Raw genomic sequence first — 20840 nt, 5'->3', positions numbered from 1 at the left:
CGATCTGATTCAGGAATACCGCGAAGACCCGGAAAAAAATGCGGTGTTGCGGGAGGCCATCTGCAAAAAGATTATTGATGCGGGGATTGATGCAGATTGTCCGTTCCAGGAAGCCAAGCAGTTGGGGATTGAATTTACCCCTGAAAATGCTCGCATGTTTAGTGCTGACGCCTTCAATCACTACCTAGTGGAGCTATATGAGTATCTGCAAGTTTTAGAAACGCGTTTATTCTCTTCTGGGCTGCATGTATTGGGTGAATCCCCTGATGCTGAAAAGCTAGAGAGCTACCTCCATGCCTACTTTGGAGAAGAGTTGCCAGAGGATGCAATTTCAGCCGTTGCTACGGGCGAAGCATCCGATCAGATTCGCCAACGGTTTGAACTCAATGGCAGTACGCCTAAGCTAGAAGAAGCCCTCCAAATCCGGAGTCTACTGGCCCAAACTGGGGATGAACTCACCAACCTACTGCGGGGCTTAAACGGAGAATATGTCCCCCCAGCGCCTGGTGGAGACTTGCTCCGGGATGGTCCCGGTGTATTACCCACAGGCCGAAATATCCATGCCCTAGACCCCTATCGGATGCCCTCTCCTGCCGCCTATGAGCGAGGCCGAGAGATTGCTCGCAAGATCCTATCCCAGAATCTGGAAGAAAAAGGCACCTACCCAGAAACCGTCGCCGTGATGCTTTGGGGCTTAGATGCCATTAAGACGCGCGGAGAATCCATCGGCATTCTTCTAGAACTCGTGGGGGCAGAACCGATTAAAGAAGGGACAGGACGAATTGTTCGCTATGGCCTGACGCCTTTAGATCAGCTCGATCACCCCCGTGTAGATGTCTTGGCTAACCTGTCTGGAATTTTTCGAGATAGTTTTGTCAACATTATTGAGCTGTTGGATGATCTATTCTTACGAGCAGCAGAAGCAGACGAACCCCCAGACCAGAACTTTATTCGTAAACATGCCCTGGCCTTGAAAGAGCAGGGAGTCGAGAATGTCTCTGCCCGTCTGTTCTCCAACCCTGCCGGGGATTTCGGTTCTTTGGTCAATGACCGGGTGACGGACTCCAACTGGGAATCTTCGGATGAGTTGGGACAAACCTGGAGCGATCGCAATGCCTTTAGCTATGGCCGTAATGACAAGGGCCAAGCCCGTCCTGAAGTCCTGCAAACCTTACTGAAAAGCACAGAGCAGATTGTCCAAGAGATTGACTCGGTGGAATATGGTTTGACTGATATTCAGGAATATTATGCAAATACGGGTGGTCTGAAGTTAGCGGCGGAGCAACAGCGGGGTAGCAAGGTCAAAGCCAATTTTGTTGAAAGTTTCTCCAAAGACACGACTCCCCGCGATTTAGATTCGCTGTTGCGGATGGAATATCGGACTAAGCTGCTCAATCCCAAATGGGCTGACGCAATGGCCGATCAAGGATCGGGAGGAGCCTATGAGATTTCTCAGCGGATGACGGCCCTGATTGGGTGGGGTGGCACTGCTGATTTCCAAGAAGGCTGGGTTTATGACCAAGCCGCAGAGACCTATGCCCTAGATCCAGAAATGGCTGAGAAGTTACGCCAAGCTAATCCAGAAGCCTTCCGCAATATCGTTGGTCGCATGCTAGAGGCCCATGGTCGAGGATTTTGGAGTCCTGATCAGGAAACGCTAGATCAACTCCGTGCCTTATATGAGCTGACGGACGAAGAACTTGAGGGGGTTAAGGTTTAGTTGTTGGGCTTGATGTTTTCTCGTAATTTGATGGTTAAAGCGTCTTTGCCCATTGCACTTTTAGCAACTTGCAGAACTATCTCGTAGACCTCAGTATTCTCCAAAATCAGTGAATACCCATTGAAGCGAATAAAAGTGTCCATTACTGCAAAAGCAGTACGTTTATTACCATCGATAAATGGATGATTCATGACCAAATGATAGAGGTAGACTGCTGCTTGCTCATAAATTGTTGAATGTAGAAGTTCACCAGAAAAGCTAGCCTGTGGTTGGGCAAGTGCCGATTCCAACAGACCTTGATCTCGGATGCCATGACTGCCTCCAAATTTATCAATTTGTTGGCTATGAATTTTGAGTACTAAAGCCAGGTTTAAAAATTTAGGAGTTGGCAAGGCGACGATATACCTCTTCTCTTTCTCTTTCAGAGTCTAGGTATGCTTGCCATGCTTCTTGTTCACATTCCAATGCATCATTGGTACTAGCATATTTGGTGTCAGTATTAGTGCTCTGACTTACAGAGAATTCTTTTGAGCCATTGACTATTTGAAGAAATTGAAGGCGATCACGAACTGAATTAAAGTCAGGTTCAGTTTTTGCATCTTCTCGCCAGTTTGGGAAAAGGCGGATCGCCTCTTCAAGATCTTGGATAGCTTTCTCAGCATTACCTTTTAATGCATAAGCACAAGCTCTGTTATACCAAGCCTTAGATAATTCTGGCTTGAGTTTAGTCGCTTGAGAATAAGCATGAATTGCTTCATCGTAACGTTTCAGATGGATCAGTGACAGTCCCTTCGAACTCCAAGCATCTGGACGGTTTGCTTCTATGTCAATAGCTTTATCGAGTGACTTTACAGCATTACTATACTGAGTTAGGCATACTTGCGCTGTTCCTAGATTGAGCCACGCATCATAATTGTGAACTTGCAATTGGATAGACCGCTCTGTTGCAGTGATGGAACCAGAAAAATGCTTTAAATGTAGTAGCAAATAACCTCTGATATACCAACCCTCAGGATTATCGGGTTGGTATTTTATAACCTCATCAATAGCTAATAATGCTTCTTCATATTGACCTTGCCGCTCAAAAAGTGCACCTTTATTAAACCAAGCGTCGACATAATCAGGTTTAAGCTTAAGAGCTAACTCAAGATCTGCAAGCGCTTTAGAATACTTACCTAATTTCAGAAAAGAAACTCCTCTATTCATATAAGCTTCAACAAAGTCAGGTTTAAACTTGAGAGCTGACTCAAAATCTTCCAGCGCCTTGGAATAATTACCTGACTTTAGAAAAGAAGCTCCTCTGTTTAAATGAGCCTCAACAAAATTTGGTGATAACTCAAGTACCGTGTCAAACTTAGTAATAGCTTCTTTATAATTTTGCTGATTGTACAGCTCAGTCCCTCTAGTGTAGAGAGAGACTGCATCTGAATGAATTTTTGATGCAATCGATTTCCCTATTTGCAGGTTGCTAAGTGGAGCCACATTGATTACGGATTGAGTTAGCTCTTGTTGGTTAGGGAAGATTAGCGTAGAAGAAGCCATAGCCTAGCTGAATAGCCATTGGGAACAAGCTGTTTTACAAATTTATTGAGATGAATTGATTTGATTCTCTAAGTTACTCTGACGCAAGTGCTGAGTTTGAGCTGAATGATATCCCTCTCTCTATTGTGGCACGCTCACTTCAGATTGCTTTGGATTGTAGAGCAACAGAAGCATCCTTCAGCATTTTTATCTTTCTAAATCTCAGGATGCACCCACATTATTGCTGTAGTGGGTAGATTTAACAGTTGCATAACTTCTCGGATTAGTCCCTCTCGGTCTGATTCATCGGCGATGACACAAACTTCCATGCCTGGGTTAGGAGAATTTTGATGATAGATGAGAGTAGCTGACTTACCAGATGGCAACTGTAATAACGAGAACTTCAGATAGTCTAGGTCATCGAACCCATCTTGAAACTCTATTGAGTGCTGCTCAGAAAGCTCTGCTGGGCTTTGCTGGAATATAGCAATGGGTACCACCGCTGAGGTAACCTCAACGAGTTCTACAAGCTTATTGGCAGCAAAAACATTTGTCATTGTTGACGATTGATAATGGTCAACACCTTGGGTATAGCGAAGTCGCCTTGCAGTTTAACTCCAGTTCGAGGTCCACTCCAATAAGCATGTCCTGGTGGTGAGCCGGGATCTCGCTCAATGTCAGTTGTGAATTCAATCCCTCGTGCTCCTGTTGGTAGGGAACCCATATAGGCTTTGACCTTCGCCGTTTCACTACCTCGGGGTGGTCTGCCCCAGATTTCTTAGCTAATCACTTGTTGCTTGGCATCTTCTGATGTCTGAGTGGGGGACTCTAAGCGATGATAAATTGCCATTGAATTAGAGACTTAGCATTGGTCAAGAGCTAGCTCTGTGAAGGCATGCCTCTAAGACGCGGCTGATTTGAGATTCGGTAAGAGTTCTACTGTGGCAGGTTCAGGCGTCAACGGTTTTAATCTCAAGTCCATATAAAACTCCTGTTGATCGAGTTCGACCTTGGATTGGGCACAGAGCAATAACAACGCCCAAAACACCCCGACCCGGTCATTCATAAACGTGAGTAACTCTTCGAAGTCTAGCCAGTCTTGATTGGGATCTAAGCGGGCAAAAATTTCTTCCAGTTGCTCTGCCACTTCAGATAGATTTTCTTGGTGGGCCAGTTGAGCAATCGCCTTCATGGATTTTGCTTTGGAGGCCCGTCGAACTTTGCGAACCCGGGGACGCTGACCTTGCCGTTCAACGGCAACGGCCATCAACTCCAGCTGGTTAATCAGCTCATTCAACGTCACTCGTCGTCGTTGGGGTGGACGAGCGGTAGGACGCCGGAGTAGACATTTTTCTAAAGGAGAGGGCAGCCCATTTGACTCTGCTTCCGCATCATCGAACAAAAACAGCTCCATGTCTTCTGGTTCTTCTGGCTCTGTGGTTAGTTCCCCTAGGGTCTCAGCCTTGAGCAATACCAGCATTGATGCATACAGAAAGGCTTGTCCAGAGTCCGACAGTTCTTGTGAATCTTGATAGGACAGATGACTGAGAAAACGGTCAAAGACATCAATGACTTGGACATCCCAGGGATCAATTTCACCCCGTTGGGCCAAATCAATCAGCATGGAAATTGCATTTTGGGCAAAGGAACGGCTCATGGTAGATCTCAGTCTGCGTCTAGATCAGACGGTTGAGGGGTGATGATGGTTGCGGGTTCAGGACGAGCAATGACCGAGGTCACTTGCAGCTCAGACGAGTCTGCTGAGGTGGCTGTTGATACGCTGGGGAGTAACAAGCGCTGCTCTTCGAGTTCGGCTTTATATCGCTCAATATCAGTGTGTAAGGATTCAATCTCAAGGTCTCTAGCCTGTAAGGCTTCCTGAGTGACAAACAGTTCTTGCAGGGTCGTCCAAACACTAAATGTCCATGCTAAAACGGCACCAATCCCTGCGGTAATAATCAGTTCAATCGATAAAGGAGCGTTGATTTCAACCCCCTTGACCACTTTGATACTTACGAGTTGGGTATTTTCAATGGCAAACAAGACAACCGCCAGACAAATCACAAAAATCAGCGTAAAGTTAACTTGCCGCATTCAATCACTCCCAAGGTTTGATAACTCTGCAATTTCAGCGATACTCAGGACTTGACCATCTCTGATAAAGCGTAAAAATAGGACAGATTTCAAATATTTTTTCAAAGCTTAGCAGGTCTAGCAAGATTTCGGCAGTTTCCTTTAGGGGAATATTAAAATTCTGGCTTGTTAGGATAACAGTACCGTCTTCGTTCTCTGACAAATTTATTCCAGCGCTAATGCTACCCAAGGCAAAATTATTACAAGGCACAGAACATACGGACTGTATGTCTCGTCTCCTCGACCAGGCCACTCAAGCGTTGAAAACGTGGGAGGTGGTGATCTCGGCTTTTCTCTCGCCCCCCGAAGTAGCGGAAGCCCAGCAACTACTAGCGTCTTTGACAGAAGTCTCGATTCTGGCTTGGGGAGGTTATCCTCAGGCAGAGCGGCAACGACTTGCGATCGCACGTTCTGATCTCCCCCTCGATCAAACCCAGGTAGAACTAGCGGCCCTCAGCATTTCCGGCAATTTCCTCTTTGATCCAGCTAGTCATCGCGACTTTTTAGGGGCGATTTTAGGCACCGGGATTGTTCGCGATCAGGTGGGCGATATTTTAGTTTTGGGTGAACGAGGTGCGCAAGCGATCGCATCTCCGCAGCTTGTCCCCTTTCTAGAAACCCACCTGACCCAGGTGCGCACGGTGCCAGTGCAGGTGGAACCGATTCCCTTTGAGCAGCTCAAGGTGCGAGAGCCCCGCTGTAAGGAGATGACCACGGTGGAAGCCTCGATGCGCCTCGATGCCGTTGCCTCCGCTGGCTTTGGCCTGTCTCGCAATAAAATGGTGAACCTAATTAATACCGGGGATGTGCGAGTCAACTGGAAGGACATTTCCCAAGCCAGTCATGCCCTGAAAACGGGCGATCTTGTCACGATTCGCGGCAAGGGTCGTCTGGAGCTGGGTGAGGTGCAAATCACCAAGAAAGAACGCTATCGGATTCAGCTCAAGCGGTTTAGCTAAGCCTTTAAGCTTCCAAAGAGACCTGTTGCCAAGTGTCTTGTTCCACGACTGTATGGGCTTGCCACTGAGCTTTAGACTCAGGGTAGTCGGCGCGATAATGTCCGCCCCGGCTTTCGGTACGGAAGTGAGCGCTTTTCAGGATTAAATAGCCAATATCCAGCAGGTTTTGCGTTTCTGCCCAAGTGCGTACTGGAATAGCAGGATTAACAGTAACGGCTTGGCCCGGTGGTAAGCTGCGCAGTTGCCGGGATAGAGAAGCCTTGAGAAAGTCTTGTCGCCATTGATGGACTTGTGCGATCGCACTTTGCATCTGGTCACCCGTTCGCGCAATCCCAGCGCTATTCCACAAGACGTCAGGTAACTGAGTGCGAAGCTTAGCTAACATCGCTTCGTCCTGCGGCCCAAACGTGAGATCGCCACTGAATACGGTATCTGTTGGAGCACTGTCTATAGTCGGAATAGACGATACATCCAGATAGGCAAACTCCGCTGCAAACACTAGGCATTCTAAGAGAGAGTTACTGGCCAAGCGATTGGCTCCATGGACGCCTGTGCTCGCGACTTCTCCCACAGCATACAGTCCTGGAATGGAGGTTTGGCTTTGTAAATCGGTCTGAATCCCTCCCATCCAGTAATGGGCCGCTGGCGACACTGGAATGGGCTGCTGATAAACATCAACCCCCCATTTCTGGCAAACCTGAATAATCTTGGGAAACCGTCGCTGGATTTTCTCAGGGGCGATGGGTCTCAAGTCCAGCCATACCTGATGGTCTTGGGCATCAGAGGTCTGCAGATGAGTGAAGATAGACCGACTGACCACATCCCTCGGTGCTAGCTCGCCTTGGGGGTGATAGTCAAACATAAAGCGGTGACCGGAGGTATCTAATAAATGCGCCCCTTCGCCGCGCACCGCTTCACTAATTAGAAATCGGGGTGCCCCCGGTACTGTCAGCGCCGTGGGGTGAAATTGGAAAAACTCTAAATCTCTGAGTTTGGCCCCTGCTCGCCATCCCATTGCCACCCCATCTCCTGTACTTAAGGCTGGATTAGTGGTTTGGGAAAAGACTTGCCCGCCGCCCCCTGTGGCTAAAATAACGGCTGCTGCCGACACCCAATAGAGCTGCCCGGCAGATAGCACGCACATCCCTTGACAACGGCCTGTTTGGGGATGCAGCCACAGGTCTAAGGTGAAGGTATCTGCCAATACTTCAATATTCGACCGCTGCCACATTTGCGCCGTCAGCGTCTTGATCAAGGCTCGTCCAGTTGTATCGGCAGCGTGGAGGACTCGGGGACGAGAATGGGCAGCCTCCAATGTCATGGCTAACTGCTGATCTTGGCGGCGATCGAAGGCAATCCCCATCTTCAGGAGTGCTTTGACTTGATCAGGGGCTTGATGTACCAGAAAATCGACGGCACTGGGTTCACAGAGCCCTACACCAGCATGTAATGTATCTTGGGCATGAAGTTCAGGCGAATCCCCCTGATCAAAGGCCGCTGCAATCCCGCCCTGTGCCCAATCACTAGCCGATCGAGACAGACTATCTTTGGTCATTAATCCCACCCGAAGGTGTGATGGCAATGATAAAGCGGTATAGAGCCCTGCTGCACCACCACCCACCACTAGGACATCAAAGTGGGGAGACACTTGAGTATCAGAATTAGAGGACAACGTTCAAACTGCTGTACCAGTACATCTGAAAAAACACTCCCTGCCTGCAAGCAGTAGTTAAGCCAACGACTGCAGAGGCAGAGAGTGAAATTGTACAAACCGGTGGCATAGAAGTTCGGCCACGTTCTAAACCATCAGTCCATAAAGATCATCAATTAACGGACGTGCCAGCAGAGATGCTTATCGCAATCCTAAAGGCTTGTAAGAACCAGGATTATAACGATCTTGACCACCGACCAAAGAAGGATCAGGGTCAGAGATTGTGAAGTTACCGAGGTTATCCTGCAAAACTTTCTTTTGCGGGTCTGTTAAACCCTCAATTTGTAAAACTTCTTCAACACTGCTGTATGGGGCATTCTGCACAACTTTACCGGCAACAGTAGGATACAGGCCCTTATATTTCATAAATGCCAGCACATTGGTGTTATTAACATCAATTTTCTGACCAAAATCCGTTCCCAGCTTTTCGTCAATTGGGTTACGGTAGGTATCTGCAAGCACAATAGTGGGTCCAGACTGCAAATTGAGGGCATTTACAGGTTGGGACCACCCCATAAAGCTGAGGCAAGTCGCCAAAGCAAGACCAATCAAACCAAAACGACGGACAAACGAATGCATTTCCTTAAGTACCTCCCTGTCTCAGAGATTTCAACACAGCTCTTAGTAGAGCCTATCATCAACTACAGACTCCAACCCACAAAAAAAATTTGTTAGGGTATCGTTTTCTGAAATTTGTATTTTCAATACACCAATATTACTACTGGTTGGCCTCTAAAAATGTTTTGAGTTCAGGAAACGAGCAAGCATATGCTGGCTTGGGGGTCTCATATCCTTTCAGCTTCACGGTAAATTGACGGAGGGGTAGGTACTTGCTGTGCCACCGTTGCATATGTTGATAGGTGGTTGCGCCGACAGCGACATCTAAGCCAATTTGTTTGGTACTGGTCTCTAATCGAAAGGCCGCATTGACGGTATCGCCTAAAGCTGTATAGTCAGGGCGATCGCTACTGCCCGTATTACCCACCATGCCATACCCTGTGTTCAGCCCTGCCCCAATTTTTAAGGGAAACGGTAAGGGATAGATGGAATGAAGGTTTTGGGTCATTTCATTGAGCTGATGCAGGGCCTGAAAAGGCTGCTGAAGCTCTTGTTGACTAACGTCTTGGGTGCCATGTATCCACACGGCCATCACGGCATCTCCAATATATTTAGCCACCCAGCTGCCGTTAGCCCGAATAATATCGCCTGCTCGACGAAACCAGGTGCCCACAACTTCCGACAATAGGCGCTCGTCTAGACTCCGCGTCAGCCCCGTAAAATTGCGAATATCGACGACCAAGACTGAGATTAACCGCCGCACATGGAGCAAGGCGGTCACGGGTGCTTCTGATAAACCTTGGGCTGCGGTAGGCAGTTGAGCGGCGTCTGGGTTATGAAATTCAACGTTGGTCTGACCAAAGGTGAGTTGGTCACCATGTTGTAAGGGCATCGGTACACTAACTCGACGTCCATTGACGAAGGAGCCATTGTGACTGCCCAGATCAATCAGGTATAGCTCTCCTGTCCCCATCGACTGCAGCATGGCATGATTGCGCGACATCCATTGATCGGGCAAGACAATGGCGTTATCCGATCCGCGACCAATCATCCAATAGGAACTGCCGACGAGCGCTAAGGTATAACTCCCGGTCCCACTTTGAACTTTTAGGTAGGGGTGGTTCTCGTCAGGTGCAGATTGCAGGAGTAACGAGCGTGAGGAGACCTCTGCGGTTCGATCGGGCTGAGAATAGGTCCGGCTTAATTCTTGTTGGAGCTGCGCAACTTGTTGCTGCTGCTGCAGAATAATCGCAACAAGTTGCTCGTGGGTCAGGTTGGTTAAGGTTTGGCGATTAAACGTCAGAGAGAGGTCTTGAGAGACGGTTCGGCATGTGGAATCCGCTATGACCTCACAGCCACAGTGCTCCTGTTCATCGTTAATCTGGGTTTTGTCGGTACCAATCAATGGTGTTTTGTAGTCCCTGACGTAGGTTGAAGTTGGCGGTAAAACCAAACTTTTCTTTGGCCTTAGCGGTATCTAAACACCGCCGAGGTTGGCCATTGGGCTTATCCGTAAGCCAGATCACGTTGCCTTGAAAGTCCATGAGTTGACAAATTAAGGTAACCAGATCACGAATGGAGACTTCCGAGCCCGTTCCCAAATTGATGGGATCGGGATCGTTGTAATGTTCCATTGCCATTATTATTCCCCGGGCAGCGTCCTCAGAGTACAAAAACTCGCGAGTCGGTTGACCATCTCCCCAAACTTCTATTTGGGTAGCCCCTGCCTGTTGGGCTTCATAGACTTTGCGAATCAGGGCAGGAATCACATGGGAACTTTGGGGATTAAAGTTATCCTCTGGACCATAGAGATTAACGGGCAGTAAATAAACGCCATTAAAGTCATATTGCTGCCGATAGGCCTGGAGTTGGACCAGCAAAGCCTTTTTCGCCACACCATAGGGTGCATTGGTCTCTTCTGGATAGCCATCCCATAGGGCTTCTTCTAAGAAGGGGACGGGGGTAAATTTGGGATAAGCGCAGATGGTGCCGACACAGACAAATTTCTCCACCTTGGCTTCGTAGGCGGCATGAATGAGCTGAGCCCCCATCATTAAGTTGTCATAGAATAGTTCGGCAGGTTTAACCTGGTTCAAGCCGATGCCCCCAACGTGGGCTGCTAAATGAATAATTATGTCTTGTCCCTGAACGGCGGTTTGACAAGCACTGAGCGATCGCAAGTCACAACTGGAAGAGCGAGGAATCGAAATATTGTCCAGTTGGGCTCCCGCTTTTTGGAGTTGGGCAATCACTTGACGGCCCAGAAAACCGGCGCCACCTGTAACTAGAATCTTTTTGCTGGCAAGGGAAGATGAAATCATAATTATGTTGTGTCAAATACAGTGCTTGACGAAGGGCCGAAATAAAATGGGAATGTTAGGCTAGTAATGCTAGTTTAGATATTCTCATCTATTTTTCTCATAAACTCTATGGATTTGCATGATCAGGCTGACGAGCCTCCTGAACGTAGCTCCGATGTTCTCTCCAAAATTACAGGGACTGCGATCGCATGTCTAACCTTGGGGATGCCACTCTATGTGACGACGTATTATTCGTCGATTAGACAAATTCCTTTAACCCCACAACTGTTAGAGCCGTCTCTGATCACGAAGCATCCCTATCATTAGCAGGACTTTCCTGACTGAGCGTTGGCTCTAGCTGTACTTCCAAGGACTCATCTTCGACGGTGACAATGTCGCCCGGTTTGAGCTGTCGTCCACGACGGGTTTCGATCTCACCATTGACGCTCACCAATCCAGATTGGATTAAGTATTTGGCCTGTCCACCGGTCAAAGTTAACCCCTGGAATTTTAGAAATTGATCCAGTTTCATACTGCATGTCAGAAATTGCAAGGCACTCAACCTAGCGTAGGCAATCTCTATTCAGATGCCAACTGTAAATTTACGCTGGACCTGACTCATCAATGATCGAGCGAATTCCCTCAATAGACGCAGGGACAGAACGAGGATCCATAAACATCACCTTGCTGCTATTGCTCTCGCCAATGGAGGTGCCCATATCCATATAGTTCTGGGCTAACAAAAACTGTAAGGCTTGCTCTGCCTTCGAATCTTGTTTGAGCGCTTGTGTGACGATTTGTAAGGCTTCAGCAGTGGCATGGGCTCGCAAAACGCTATCTTGACGTTCGCCCTGGGCTCTCAGCACAATAGACTGCTGCTCTGCTTCTGCTTCTAAAATGGCAGATTTCTTGCGGGCTTCCGCCGCCAAAACTTGGGCTTCGGCTGAGCCACGAGCTGAGTTAACCGCCGCTTCTTTTTCACCCTCGGAGGTTAGAATCGCGGCTCGTTTTTTGCGTTCAGCTGCCATTTGGAGTTCCATTGAATCTTGAACCGCTTGAGACGGCGTAATATCTCGCAGTTCTACCCGCGTGACTTTGACTCCCCAGGGATCCGTGGCGCTATCCAGCTCTTGCAGCAAAATCTCACTGATTTGAGTCCGAGCCGTAAAGGTTTCATCTAGCTCTAATTTCCCCATCTCGGCCCGAATTTGGGTTTGTACCAGATTGACCATCGCAGACGAGAGATTCTCCACCTTGTAGTATGCCTTTTCCATATCGATAATTTGCCAGTAAACAACGGCATCAACCGTAATGGCAACGTTATCGCAGGTAATGCAGGACTGAGGGTCAATATCGAGTACTTTAAGCCTTAAAGTGTCTTTGTAGACGACTTTGTCTAATACCGGCACGATAAAATTTAAGCCTGGATCGAGCCGTTTCTTGTAACTTCCTAGGTTCTCAACCAGTGCCGCATTCCCCTGATTGACAATGCGGACGGAGCTAGCTACACCTGATCCACCCAAAGCGACCATGACAAAAAATAGAAATTGCTCCATTGTTCTACCCCCAACGAGTTCTGTTTACAATTCAAGATGGTTTATGATTTCGATTCAAAGGTCAGACTGTCCCCAAATTCAGTCGGAATGACAAACAGCGTCGTTCCTTTGCGGCCGACAACGTAAACTTTAGTGTGGCTATCAATGGTCAGGGTGTCATCTTCACAGCGGGCCTGCCACGAACTACCTTCATAGATCACCCGACCCGTCTGCCCTGCCGGAATCTGAGTTAACGTTTCCGCTTCTACCTCTGCTTTTAAGATTCTGGCGGTTTTGCGGGGGACAAACTTACGGACCAACCCAATCAAGACCACGGATAGCAGGAGCCACAGCAAAGCCTGCAGATAGAACTGCGGCACCACCAACGCAATGGCAGCAACCACAAAGGCACTGATGCCCATCATCAGTTCCACTAAAGCAGTGGGCGTCAGTACCTCCATCAGGCAAAACGCGATTCCTAATCCCAGCCACAACCACATCAAGCGATTCCTTATCCGATGTTCTAGGAGGCGAATACTTGATCAGAAGTATACCCAGGAACCTCCTGCTCAGATGCTTGTCTAGGCAATTTATACTTGAAGGCGCTAAATTAGAGCGAAACTGAAACACGTCCAACTAATTCTTTACATGCGATCGCAATGGGGATTGTTCACTGGTTAAAACGCGTACTGGAGCCTAAAAGCTCTAAGGTCCAACCATCGCCCCCCTCTGACGCTACAACCGCAATAGCCCCTCCGACTGAGCCTCACCAGCCCACAACAGAGCCACCCTCGGTAGAGGCTTCCTCTGCCGTGAGCACGCCATCCCCCGCTTCGCCGACGGCTACTCTGCCAGCACCTTCCTCTCCAGCCCGTACCACCTGGATTCCAGCAGATCAAACGATCCACATTGGCCGTTACTCACTGTCAGGGTTGATCTATGTGGGCGAGACGTTAGCGGGTATCAGTTCCCATGTCAGCATCGAACCATGCTTAATTCGGCCCCAACTGAAACTAGATGAAGCCAAGCCCGATCGCACCGGTCAGTGGGTAAGTCAGTGGCCCTCCTATAGCGAAATTCCCTCGGCCAGTCGTGCCGCTTATCTGGAGTGGTTGGCCACCGGGCGCTCTCACCCACAAGCGCCCATTGATTATGTCTATTTATTCTTTTACGGCTTGGAGCGCCGGGTGCTGAGAGATCTCCGTCGGTCTCGGCGGCAGATCCTGCCCGAGTTGCGCACCATTATGGCCGAGGTTGAACGCTTGCAAACCCTTTATGGTGAGCACGCCGCTTTTGGTGAGGAAGCCCAGCAATTTCTAGAGATTTGTCGTCTACTGGTGCCTGAGCAGATCACGGCTTTATCGCCGCCGTGGACCTTTGAACCTCAGGCTATTCCCTTGAGCTTGGCTGTGGTTTTAGGCTCTGTCGCCGCAATGCAGGTCCCCCTGCCAGCAGATTGGGCCTTGGCCTGGGCCATGCATCAGTCACCCAAGCTACGAACGCCTGCCATACGATGTTTTCCAGAATGGCGCTATTGGTTTCAACGCGAGTATGAACAAGCTTTTGGCACGGGCCTATCGCTGGAACCAGACGAGGATCAGTGGTTGCCGACCACCGCAACCTATCAGCCTGCGAGCGTGTCCTTTGGCGGGCCGGTGACCTTGAGTTTGCCCGATATCCCCTGCCTCAAGCATCCTGAATCTAGCTTGGAGCAGTTGATACCGTTATTAGAGACTGGCACCCAGGCTCTGGATGGCTATAGTCGCTGGCTGGGACGGAATGCTAATAGCCGAGGGAGTTACGACGCCCTCTTACTATTGCCCCCCTCAATCATGGCTGAGTTTGCGGATCCGGTTGCTAAAGCCTTTGGCGACTGGGTCACCACTTGCTTAGTCGTTCATGAAAGGGTCGTGATCACAGGGCAAGATCTCTTGCAACGGTGGCAGGAGGCCCCCATCGAGAAACTCACGAAAGCAGAGGCCACGGTGTTAGCTGACTATCTAGCACGATTGGGAATCGGCCTTGAACCGGATGTCCGGATGGGCGGCAAACCTCCCAATGCCCACTCCCCCATTGTTCTGTTCCGGCTCTTTGATCGCATCCCAACTGAGCCGTCGCCCAAATACATCGTGGCTACCCTGTTGCTGCATCTATCAGTACTCGTAGCAGCGGCGGATGGTGAGGTCACGGTAGCGGAGCAACAGCGCTTACAGGACTATCTGGCCTCAACACCGTATGTGCAAGAGAGTGAACGGGTTCGGCTGCAGGCGCATTTACAAGGATTACTGGCCAGCAAACTCAGTACACGCGGTCTCAAGACGAAATTGCAGCGCCTCTCGCCCGAACGGAAACAGGCCATCGCCCCATTTCTGATTCACTTGGCTGCTGTGGATGGCGACATCAATCCCCAAGAAATCAGTATTCTCAGCAAGCTCTACACTTTATTGGACCTCGATCCGCAAACGGTCTTTCATCATATTCACGATATGACGCTGGGGACAACGCCCGCTGCCGCACCAGCCCCAGATGAACTGTCTGGCCAGTCTCCCCCTCAACCTAGCCCCACAACTATCAATGAACTACAGCTCAATCCAGATCTGATTGCCGCCAAAGTCAATGAATCGGCAACCGTATCTGCCCTCTTAGCCGATGTGTTTATCGAAGATGATGCTCATCCGCTGCCAACCTCAGACGTTGTACAAGGCATTGCTGGACTGGATCGGGTTCACTCGCAATTTTTGCAGCGTCTTAGCCAACAAGCGGCATGGCCACGACAGGATCTAGAACCGATCGTCGCCGAGTTAGGCTTACTGGTGGATGGTGCTCTAGAAATTATTAATGAAGCGGCCTTTGACCACTGTGATGAACCGCTCACCGAAGGAGAAGATCCCATTGATATCAATCCAGAGGTTTTGCAAGAGCTTTTGGCTAACACATCCTTCCAAACATGATTCTAGAAATAAGCTAGATATTTATTTTTTGCTTTCTAAATATTTAGAATTAGATTGCTGTGATCAGGGAGTTTCGTATCTTGTTTAGAGATGAATTTCTTTTGAGGGATCATATAACAATCGGTTGTGTTGACAGTTGCCAGTAACTCATCTCTAATCATGTCCAGAGTAATTCGTCGCACCAAATCATCAACGATGTCCTTGCTCGCCTATTGGATAGGAGTGATTGTGGTGCTGATCTCGCTTATGGGGAATGTCATCTTACCTGTGTATATGGCAGTTACAGCGATCAGTGCCAAACAAGTTTTACCGCTGCTGATAGCCATCTCATTTTTGATTGTCTGGCTGATTGTTAGTTTTGCCTTTCTTCTTGTAGCCTATCTTTCGGGCTTTGAGAATAATCCTCCTACTTCCTTAGTCATACTGACTTACCTGGCAACAGGTTCCATATTTTTTATAATCTTAAAAATTATCCAAAACAGGATGCTCTGACCGAAATTGTTAGTCATCCAGAAGTACTCAGCTCCGTCTCGGTAGCTGAATGTGTAGCATATTCGTGACCAGCATCTAGTCATCAGGCATGTGCTCACCCACTCATTCTCGCTGACTATTACGGTGATCTTGAACTTCACAGACCCGCTGCCAGAGATCATAATCTTGGCGATAAATTTCGAGGGCTTTGATCGCATCTTGGGCGGTGTGTTCACTCCCCTCCGCCACGAGGTCCAACAAAAACTGCAAGGCCTCATCGGTTCGGAGCATTGCGATCGCAAGCAGTCCCGTCACGCTGAGTTCTGGATCCTGAATGCTATGCCACCAAGTAATCAGGCTGTCTAATGCTTCCGGCTGCCTGGACTCCCCTAAGACCAGGGCCACCAGTTCTTGTACCTGTTGATTGGTATCTTGGAGAAACGCTGCGACAAAGGCTAAGGAAGCTTGTGGAGCCAACTTCAGCAGCGCAGCCAAATATTCCGACAAGACCTGGGGTTCGTCTCCCATTTTGGCTCTGAGTCGTAGCAACGGTATTCCCTGGGGGTCTTGACTATAGGCAATGGCTCTGGCTGCCACTATCCGGGCTGGCTGTTCTGGATCGGCGAGTAAATCTGCTAGCTCTGTGATCACGTTGGGATAATGCATGCGCACCAACCCTAAGGCACAGTTGCCGCGTAAGGTCGCCGCAGTATCCACGGTTCCCCCCCATACGGGTTCTTGTTGCACATGACGAATGCCTTGTAAGAATAGGGCGGCATTGTGGGATTCCAGACGGTACAGCGTGTCGGCGATCGTAGCCTTGGCTAGGCAGTTGGGGTCACGTTTGACAGGCTTTTGCATCAGCCGGGTAAAGGTGGCGGCTAAGTCTGCATTGAAGTCCGTGAGCGCTCGTTGGCCTAAGATCTTTGCAGCTTGGGTAATCACTGAGGCATGAGGACTCTGAAGCACCTGTCGCCACTGCTCCCCTGTCTCAGGGGTTATGGGAGCGTCCCGCAACTCAGCTAGGAGAATTTGAGTCTGTTCTAAGGGAGGTGACTTAGCCATGGTCTCCAGGGTTGGGTACTAAACGAGCACTGGGTTGCATGATGGCAATCTAGCCAACCTTAAGCGTAGTAAGCCTGATGCATGCGATCGCAATAGGCAACGAGGTTTTGCAATTGTAGGGCTTGATCTCGCAAGGGGGACACCAACGTGTCATTGAGAATATTGGCCAACACACTATAGGCTGAAGCATCCAGGGTCGTCGGCTGAGAACCCATAAAATAGCGTTTATCTTGGAGGAAATCTGAGAGGGCTTGCAAGTCTAAGGTGGCAATCTGATATATTTCGCTGGCAGTATGCCGACCCATACCGTGGCCTTTGAGGTTTTGGGTCACCTGGTTGAGGGCAATTTTAGAGACGATGGTTCTCAAAATCGGTGGCAAATCTGAAAAATAGACTGCTTTGGTCTGGGGCCAGTTTTTGGGGTCAACCCAGCGGCTATAGACCAGCGCCCAATATAGATTCTCTTCAAGCAGCCGTCGCATCGCTAAGGCGATCGCAGTATCAGGGGGGCTTAAGTGCTGATCCAGGGGGTCACCATAGGTGGTTTTAAGATATTCGAGAATGAGATTAGAGTCAGCAATAATCTGACCGTTATCTTCAATGTAAGGTAGCTTACCTTTGGGAGCCTTACGCAGTACATCGTCACTACTATGTGTTTGATAGGCCAAACCCGTCATGCGGAAATAAGTTTCTAACTTCATACAGAAGGGACTCGCATTCGGCAAGCCCCAAACAGGCTCAAACTGGTAAAGGGTCAGCATGAAATCTCCTTCAATGACGATAGGACCAGCAATCGGCATCAGTTCTTGAGACAGTCATTTTACTGCTGGAGCACAGAGTTGACGCTTCCCGATCTTGCAGTGTCTAACACCTCACGACTGCATGGCACACAGGGTATGGATTATGATTCAATGATTAGTATGATAGTACATAAATACTGTTTTTAAAGCAAGTCCCTCTATCTGTTGAACAACGCTTAACCTGTTGGTCATAACCACGGTCCAATTCAACGCTGCTGTGACACGATGTCGTGTATCCATTGACCTCTGGTTGAACAGTTGAGGCTATGAGAGCAAGCGATACATTAAATCGGCTAACGGTTCAGGGTTTGAAAGGATCTAACACTCATCCATTTTTTAGTTGATGAATCATTTCAGGCATACCGTCTGTTGTAGAGACAAGACCAGGACTGCCATCATTTATTGCCTCAATGAGGAACAATCCAAGCGGTTCACCTTGAGCAGGAGAAACGACTAGATCCGTCTCTAGGAAACTACCTTTCCTGTTTGTTCTAGAAGAGACATAGCCTAGGCTTTTAACGCCATCACTATCCTCTTGTGGAGATGACCGCCTCGACTACGATCCTCCGGGCCGCAAACCTTGCCTTAGCCCCCCACAAATTTGACCGGATAGCCTTGCTTTTGCAGGTAGTCTGCCAGCTTTTGGCGGTGATCTCCTTGGACTTCAATACTCTTGTCTTTGAGCGTGCCGCCTGCACCGCACTGGGCCTTCAGTTTTTTGGTCAGTGTTGCTAAGGTCTCTGGTTTCGCCTGAAAGCCACTGATCATAGTGACGGTTTTCCCCTTACGACCCTTGCGAGAGACTTCGATCTTCAGAGTTTGTTGAGCAGCAGGTGGGTCGGGTCGAGAGGTGGTATCAGGTTGCGGGGCATGGCCAAATTCTCGATACACTCGACGATCCGATTGAGGTCGCTGTTTTTTACCCATTGAACTTACCTGTTCTAAAGTGCATACCCAAAGATACGAGAGGATCACTCTCAACCCCTTTCAAGAATTGAGATAAAATTGGAGTCCAACTGTACCATTAATTATCTCCATCATGAGCCAAGGCACGCTGTTTGATAAAGTTTGGGACTTACACACGGTCGGTGTACTTCCTTCTGGTCAGACACAGTTGTTTATTGGATTACACCTGATTCATGAAGTGACTAGTCCGCAAGCCTTTGCCATGCTCAAAGAGCGAAGGTTAACCGTGCTTTATCCCCAACGAACGGTCGCCACCGTGGATCACATCGTCCCCACTGAAAATCAGGCTCGCCCCTTTGCCGATGCCTTGGCCGAAGAAATGATGCAAGCCTTGGAACAGAGCTGCCAAGACCACCATATTACCTTCCATCACCTGGGTTCCGGTAAACAAGGGATTGTGCATGTGATTGCCCCTGAGCAAGGATTAACGCAACCGGGGATGACGATTGCTTGCGGAGATAGTCATACCTCGACGCATGGTGCGTTTGGTGCGATCGCATTTGGTATTGGCACCAGCCAAGTTCGAGACGTTCTCGCTTCTCAAACCTTATCCCTCTCTAAATTGAAAGTCCGCAAAGTAGAAGTCAACGGGACTTTGCCGCCTGGAGTCTATGCTAAAGACGTCATTCTACATATCATCCGCACGCTGGGAGTGAAAGGTGGCGTGGGCTATGCCTATGAATTTGCGGGCACCACCTTTGAGCAAATGACCATGGATGAGCGGATGACCGTATGTAATATGTCCATTGAAGGCGGGGCGCGCTGTGGTTACGTGAATCCAGACGCCATTACCTTTGAATATCTCCAAGGGCGGGAAGCAGCCCCTACCGGTGCAGAGTGGGATCGAGCGGTGGAATGGTGGCAGAGTATTCGCAGTGATGCCGATGCTGTGTATGACGATGTGGTTGTCTTTGATGCCCAGGATATTTCACCCACCGTTACTTGGGGCATTACGCCGGGACAGGGCATTGGCATTGATGAGGCCATTCCTGGCCTTGACCACTTTACAGATGCCGATCAGCCTATTGCCTCAGAAGCCTATCAATATATGGATTTGCAGCCAGGCCAACCCATTCAGGGGACCAAGGTGGATGTCTGTTTTATTGGCAGTTGTACCAATGGCAGAATTAGTGATCTGCGTGAGGCTGCCCAGTTTGCCAAAGGCCACCAGGTTGCTACAGGGGTAAAAGCATTTGTAGTGCCAGGGTCAGAGCAAGTCAAACAGCAGGCTGAATTGGAAGGATTACATCATATTTTTAAACAAGCTGGCTTTGAATGGCGAGAGCCGGGATGTTCCATGTGTTTGGCGATGAATCCCGATAAGCTTCAAGGACGGCAGTTGAGTGCCTCCTCGTCGAATCGGAATTTTAAAGGACGACAGGGATCCGCCTCTGGACGAACCTTGCTGATGAGTCCAGCGATGGTAGTCGCCGCTGCCATTAAAGGTGAGGTTGCGGATGTCCGCCAACTGTCTAAGGTAAGTGCCTAGCTCTAACGGTTGCGATCGCAAGCTTTGCCTGAGGCCAGAACTGGGACCGATGCTGGCGGGCCACAGAGAAAAACGCCGATGCTTCAGAAATCGATTAGACCTCGGAGTTATCGGCGTTCAGTGGGAGTAAAAGGTGAAAAGTAGGATTGATGTTAGTGCAGGCCGCTCAACCCGTTTAGCGACGACCGCGCTTCTGCCCTTTTCGCTGGGCTTTGAGTTCTTCCAATTTCTGGACTTGCTCGGGTGTCAGCTCAGCTTTGATGTCGTTATACATCTGTTGACGTAATTCTTGACGCTTCGCTCGCAGCGCTTGGCGCTCCTCTTCACTGGCATCTCCCTCTCGTAGGGCTCTACCTTCCTCTCGTAGGGCCTCCTTCTGGGGGCGGTAGGATTCACGAATCGCTTCGATTTGCGTTGCTTGAGTTTCTGATAAACCTAAGGCCTCTTTAAATTTTGCGGCTTTTTCCTGCCGCTTAGCAGCCTTTTCTTCAGGACTCCGTTGGCTGCGTTGTGCCAGCACGGTTGATTGGTTGGGATTAGACTGTGCCTGAGAAGATAGATTAAGGCTGATCAAACCGACTGTAGGTAGAAGAATAGCGGCGGCGACAAGAGTGGAAGAACGAAATTTCATAGGTGGATTGTGGCTCCTGATTGAATAGAT

At 49.1% G+C, this 20840-nt stretch carries 22 protein-coding genes and 1 pseudogene; 5 read left to right on the top strand and 18 right to left on the bottom strand.

From position 1 onward, the window contains the following. Positions 1-1720, top strand: a 1720-nt coding sequence (locus Q0986_RS22095; RefSeq protein WP_299416128.1) for a cobaltochelatase subunit CobN, incomplete at its 5' end; no start/stop codon positions are given. Here the strand turns inward: Q0986_RS22095 and Q0986_RS22090 are convergent. The 6 genes from Q0986_RS22090 to Q0986_RS22065 all read right to left on the bottom strand — a co-directional run bounded on the left by Q0986_RS22090 (position 1717) and on the right by Q0986_RS22065 (position 5335). Then, complete coding sequence (locus Q0986_RS22090; RefSeq protein WP_299416126.1) at positions 1717-2112, bottom strand: type II toxin-antitoxin system death-on-curing family toxin; 396 nt, start codon at positions 2110-2112, stop codon at positions 1717-1719. The two genes, Q0986_RS22095 and Q0986_RS22090, sit on opposite strands and share 4 nt — an antisense overlap. Next, the gene (locus tag Q0986_RS22085; RefSeq protein ID WP_299416123.1) at positions 2099-3262 is read right to left on the bottom strand and encodes a tetratricopeptide repeat protein; all 1164 of its coding nucleotides are present in this window, start codon (positions 3260-3262) and stop codon (positions 2099-2101) included. The genes Q0986_RS22090 and Q0986_RS22085 overlap by 14 nt, the downstream gene beginning before the upstream one ends. 194 nt (positions 3263-3456) lie before the next feature. After that, positions 3457-3798 (bottom strand): hypothetical protein, encoded by a 342-nt coding sequence (locus Q0986_RS22080; RefSeq protein WP_299416119.1) that lies wholly within the window; start codon positions 3796-3798, stop codon positions 3457-3459. Continuing rightward, positions 3795-3965, bottom strand: coding sequence for a hypothetical protein (locus Q0986_RS22075; RefSeq protein WP_299416116.1), 171 nt, complete (start codon positions 3963-3965; stop codon positions 3795-3797). The genes Q0986_RS22080 and Q0986_RS22075 overlap by 4 nt, the downstream gene beginning before the upstream one ends. A gap of 177 nt (positions 3966-4142) precedes the next feature. Continuing rightward, positions 4143-4898: a segregation/condensation protein A gene (locus Q0986_RS22070; protein WP_299416112.1), complete on the bottom strand. Its 756-nt coding sequence runs from the start codon at positions 4896-4898 to the stop codon at positions 4143-4145. A gap of 8 nt (positions 4899-4906) precedes the next feature. After that, a complete protein-coding gene (locus tag Q0986_RS22065) occupies positions 4907-5335 on the bottom strand; it encodes a LapA family protein (protein WP_299416109.1) in 429 nt (142 codons plus the stop codon). A 218-nt stretch (positions 5336-5553) separates the two neighbouring features. Between Q0986_RS22065 and Q0986_RS22060 the strand changes: the two genes are divergently transcribed. Continuing rightward, a complete protein-coding gene (locus Q0986_RS22060; protein ID WP_299416106.1) occupies positions 5554-6333 on the top strand; it encodes a photosystem II S4 domain protein in 780 nt (259 codons plus the stop codon). A 4-nt stretch (positions 6334-6337) separates the two neighbouring features. On the opposite strand, the gene nadB is transcribed toward Q0986_RS22060, so the two are convergent. The 7 genes from nadB to Q0986_RS22025 form a co-directional block, all read right to left on the bottom strand. Then, positions 6338-8005, bottom strand: a complete 1668-nt coding sequence (nadB, locus tag Q0986_RS22055; protein WP_299416104.1) for an L-aspartate oxidase — start codon at positions 8003-8005, stop codon at positions 6338-6340. 180 nt (positions 8006-8185) lie between these two features. Continuing rightward, complete coding sequence (gene psbU / locus Q0986_RS22050; protein WP_299416102.1) at positions 8186-8623, bottom strand: photosystem II complex extrinsic protein PsbU; 438 nt, start codon at positions 8621-8623, stop codon at positions 8186-8188. A 139-nt stretch (positions 8624-8762) separates the two neighbouring features. Continuing rightward, positions 8763-9905 carry an adenylate/guanylate cyclase domain-containing protein gene (locus Q0986_RS22045; RefSeq protein ID WP_366918661.1) on the bottom strand — a complete coding sequence of 381 codons (1143 nt, stop codon included), beginning with the start codon at positions 9903-9905 and terminating at the stop codon, positions 8763-8765. Between the two features lie 73 nt (positions 9906-9978). Then, the gene (locus Q0986_RS22040) at positions 9979-10923 is read right to left on the bottom strand and encodes a GDP-L-fucose synthase (RefSeq protein ID WP_299416097.1); all 945 of its coding nucleotides are present in this window, start codon (positions 10921-10923) and stop codon (positions 9979-9981) included. A gap of 283 nt (positions 10924-11206) precedes the next feature. After that, positions 11207-11434, bottom strand: coding sequence for an RNA-binding S4 domain-containing protein (locus Q0986_RS22035; protein WP_299416095.1), 228 nt, complete (start codon positions 11432-11434; stop codon positions 11207-11209). A 70-nt stretch (positions 11435-11504) separates the two neighbouring features. Continuing rightward, positions 11505-12458, bottom strand: a complete 954-nt coding sequence (locus Q0986_RS22030) for an SPFH domain-containing protein (protein WP_299416093.1) — start codon at positions 12456-12458, stop codon at positions 11505-11507. A 41-nt stretch (positions 12459-12499) separates the two neighbouring features. Next, positions 12500-12937, bottom strand: coding sequence for an NfeD family protein (locus Q0986_RS22025; RefSeq protein ID WP_299416089.1), 438 nt, complete (start codon positions 12935-12937; stop codon positions 12500-12502). A 159-nt stretch (positions 12938-13096) separates the two neighbouring features. On the opposite strand from Q0986_RS22025, the gene Q0986_RS22020 reads away from it, so the two are divergent. Continuing rightward, positions 13097-15388, top strand: a complete 2292-nt coding sequence (locus tag Q0986_RS22020; RefSeq protein ID WP_299416085.1) for a TerB N-terminal domain-containing protein — start codon at positions 13097-13099, stop codon at positions 15386-15388. A 195-nt stretch (positions 15389-15583) separates the two neighbouring features. After that, the gene (locus Q0986_RS22015) at positions 15584-15880 is read left to right on the top strand and encodes a hypothetical protein (RefSeq protein WP_299416081.1); all 297 of its coding nucleotides are present in this window, start codon (positions 15584-15586) and stop codon (positions 15878-15880) included. A 102-nt stretch (positions 15881-15982) separates the two neighbouring features. On the opposite strand, the gene Q0986_RS22010 is transcribed toward Q0986_RS22015, so the two are convergent. The 4 genes and pseudogenes from Q0986_RS22010 to Q0986_RS22000 all read right to left on the bottom strand — a co-directional run bounded on the left by Q0986_RS22010 (position 15983) and on the right by Q0986_RS22000 (position 18651). Beyond that, complete coding sequence (locus tag Q0986_RS22010; RefSeq protein ID WP_299416078.1) at positions 15983-16924, bottom strand: HEAT repeat domain-containing protein; 942 nt, start codon at positions 16922-16924, stop codon at positions 15983-15985. Positions 16925-16983: 59 nt separating this feature from the next. Beyond that, a complete protein-coding gene (locus Q0986_RS22005) occupies positions 16984-17685 on the bottom strand; it encodes a glutathione S-transferase family protein (protein ID WP_299416075.1) in 702 nt (233 codons plus the stop codon). Positions 17686-18049: 364 nt separating this feature from the next. Further along, positions 18050-18241 (bottom strand): annotated as a pseudogene (locus Q0986_RS23105) (hypothetical protein); the annotation flags it as partial. A 68-nt stretch (positions 18242-18309) separates the two neighbouring features. Further along, the gene (locus Q0986_RS22000; RefSeq protein WP_299416072.1) at positions 18310-18651 is read right to left on the bottom strand and encodes a translation initiation factor; all 342 of its coding nucleotides are present in this window, start codon (positions 18649-18651) and stop codon (positions 18310-18312) included. A 112-nt stretch (positions 18652-18763) separates the two neighbouring features. Here Q0986_RS22000 and leuC point away from each other — a divergent pair, with 112 nt between their 5' ends. After that, positions 18764-20179: a 3-isopropylmalate dehydratase large subunit gene (gene leuC / locus Q0986_RS21995; RefSeq protein ID WP_299416069.1), complete on the top strand. Its 1416-nt coding sequence runs from the start codon at positions 18764-18766 to the stop codon at positions 20177-20179. Positions 20180-20354: 175 nt separating this feature from the next. Here the strand turns inward: leuC and Q0986_RS21990 are convergent, their stop codons facing one another. Then, positions 20355-20810 (bottom strand): Spy/CpxP family protein refolding chaperone, encoded by a 456-nt coding sequence (locus Q0986_RS21990; RefSeq protein WP_299416065.1) that lies wholly within the window; start codon positions 20808-20810, stop codon positions 20355-20357. Positions 20811-20840: the final 30 nt, after the last annotated feature.

It is taken from the genome of Acaryochloris sp. IP29b_bin.148 (assembly GCF_028285565.1).
Lineage (GTDB): Bacteria > Cyanobacteriota > Cyanobacteriia > Thermosynechococcales > Thermosynechococcaceae > Acaryochloris.
Note: the sequence above shows the minus strand (reverse complement) of the source record. Positions and strands in the feature narration are given on the sequence as shown.

What these genes read in the sequence shown, in the direction of transcription:
- Q0986_RS22085 (WP_299416123.1), bottom strand. Translation starts at nt 3,262, where the DNA reads ATGGCTTCTTCTACGCTAATCTTCCCTAACCAACAAGAGCTAACTCAA.
- Q0986_RS22005 (WP_299416075.1), bottom strand. Translation starts at nt 17,685, where the DNA reads ATGCTGACCCTTTACCAGTTTGAGCCTGTTTGGGGCTTGCCGAATGCG.
- Q0986_RS22080 (WP_299416119.1), bottom strand. Translation starts at nt 3,798, where the DNA reads ATGACAAATGTTTTTGCTGCCAATAAGCTTGTAGAACTCGTTGAGGTT.
- Q0986_RS22040 (WP_299416097.1), bottom strand. Translation starts at nt 10,923, where the DNA reads ATGATTTCATCTTCCCTTGCCAGCAAAAAGATTCTAGTTACAGGTGGC.
- Q0986_RS22070 (WP_299416112.1), bottom strand. Translation starts at nt 4,898, where the DNA reads ATGAGCCGTTCCTTTGCCCAAAATGCAATTTCCATGCTGATTGATTTG.
- Q0986_RS22020 (WP_299416085.1), top strand. Translation starts at nt 13,097, where the DNA reads ATGGGGATTGTTCACTGGTTAAAACGCGTACTGGAGCCTAAAAGCTCT.
- leuC (WP_299416069.1), top strand. Translation starts at nt 18,764, where the DNA reads ATGAGCCAAGGCACGCTGTTTGATAAAGTTTGGGACTTACACACGGTC.
- Q0986_RS22075 (WP_299416116.1), bottom strand. Translation starts at nt 3,965, where the DNA reads ATGGGTTCCCTACCAACAGGAGCACGAGGGATTGAATTCACAACTGAC.
- Q0986_RS22025 (WP_299416089.1), bottom strand. Translation starts at nt 12,937, where the DNA reads ATGTGGTTGTGGCTGGGATTAGGAATCGCGTTTTGCCTGATGGAGGTA.
- Q0986_RS22010 (WP_299416078.1), bottom strand. Translation starts at nt 16,924, where the DNA reads ATGGCTAAGTCACCTCCCTTAGAACAGACTCAAATTCTCCTAGCTGAG.
- Q0986_RS22065 (WP_299416109.1), bottom strand. Translation starts at nt 5,335, where the DNA reads ATGCGGCAAGTTAACTTTACGCTGATTTTTGTGATTTGTCTGGCGGTT.
- Q0986_RS22000 (WP_299416072.1), bottom strand. Translation starts at nt 18,651, where the DNA reads ATGGGTAAAAAACAGCGACCTCAATCGGATCGTCGAGTGTATCGAGAA.
- Q0986_RS22060 (WP_299416106.1), top strand. Translation starts at nt 5,554, where the DNA reads ATGCTACCCAAGGCAAAATTATTACAAGGCACAGAACATACGGACTGT.
- Q0986_RS22035 (WP_299416095.1), bottom strand. Translation starts at nt 11,434, where the DNA reads ATGAAACTGGATCAATTTCTAAAATTCCAGGGGTTAACTTTGACCGGT.
- psbU (WP_299416102.1), bottom strand. Translation starts at nt 8,623, where the DNA reads ATGCATTCGTTTGTCCGTCGTTTTGGTTTGATTGGTCTTGCTTTGGCG.
- Q0986_RS22015 (WP_299416081.1), top strand. Translation starts at nt 15,584, where the DNA reads ATGTCCTTGCTCGCCTATTGGATAGGAGTGATTGTGGTGCTGATCTCG.
- Q0986_RS22030 (WP_299416093.1), bottom strand. Translation starts at nt 12,458, where the DNA reads ATGGAGCAATTTCTATTTTTTGTCATGGTCGCTTTGGGTGGATCAGGT.
- Q0986_RS21990 (WP_299416065.1), bottom strand. Translation starts at nt 20,810, where the DNA reads ATGAAATTTCGTTCTTCCACTCTTGTCGCCGCCGCTATTCTTCTACCT.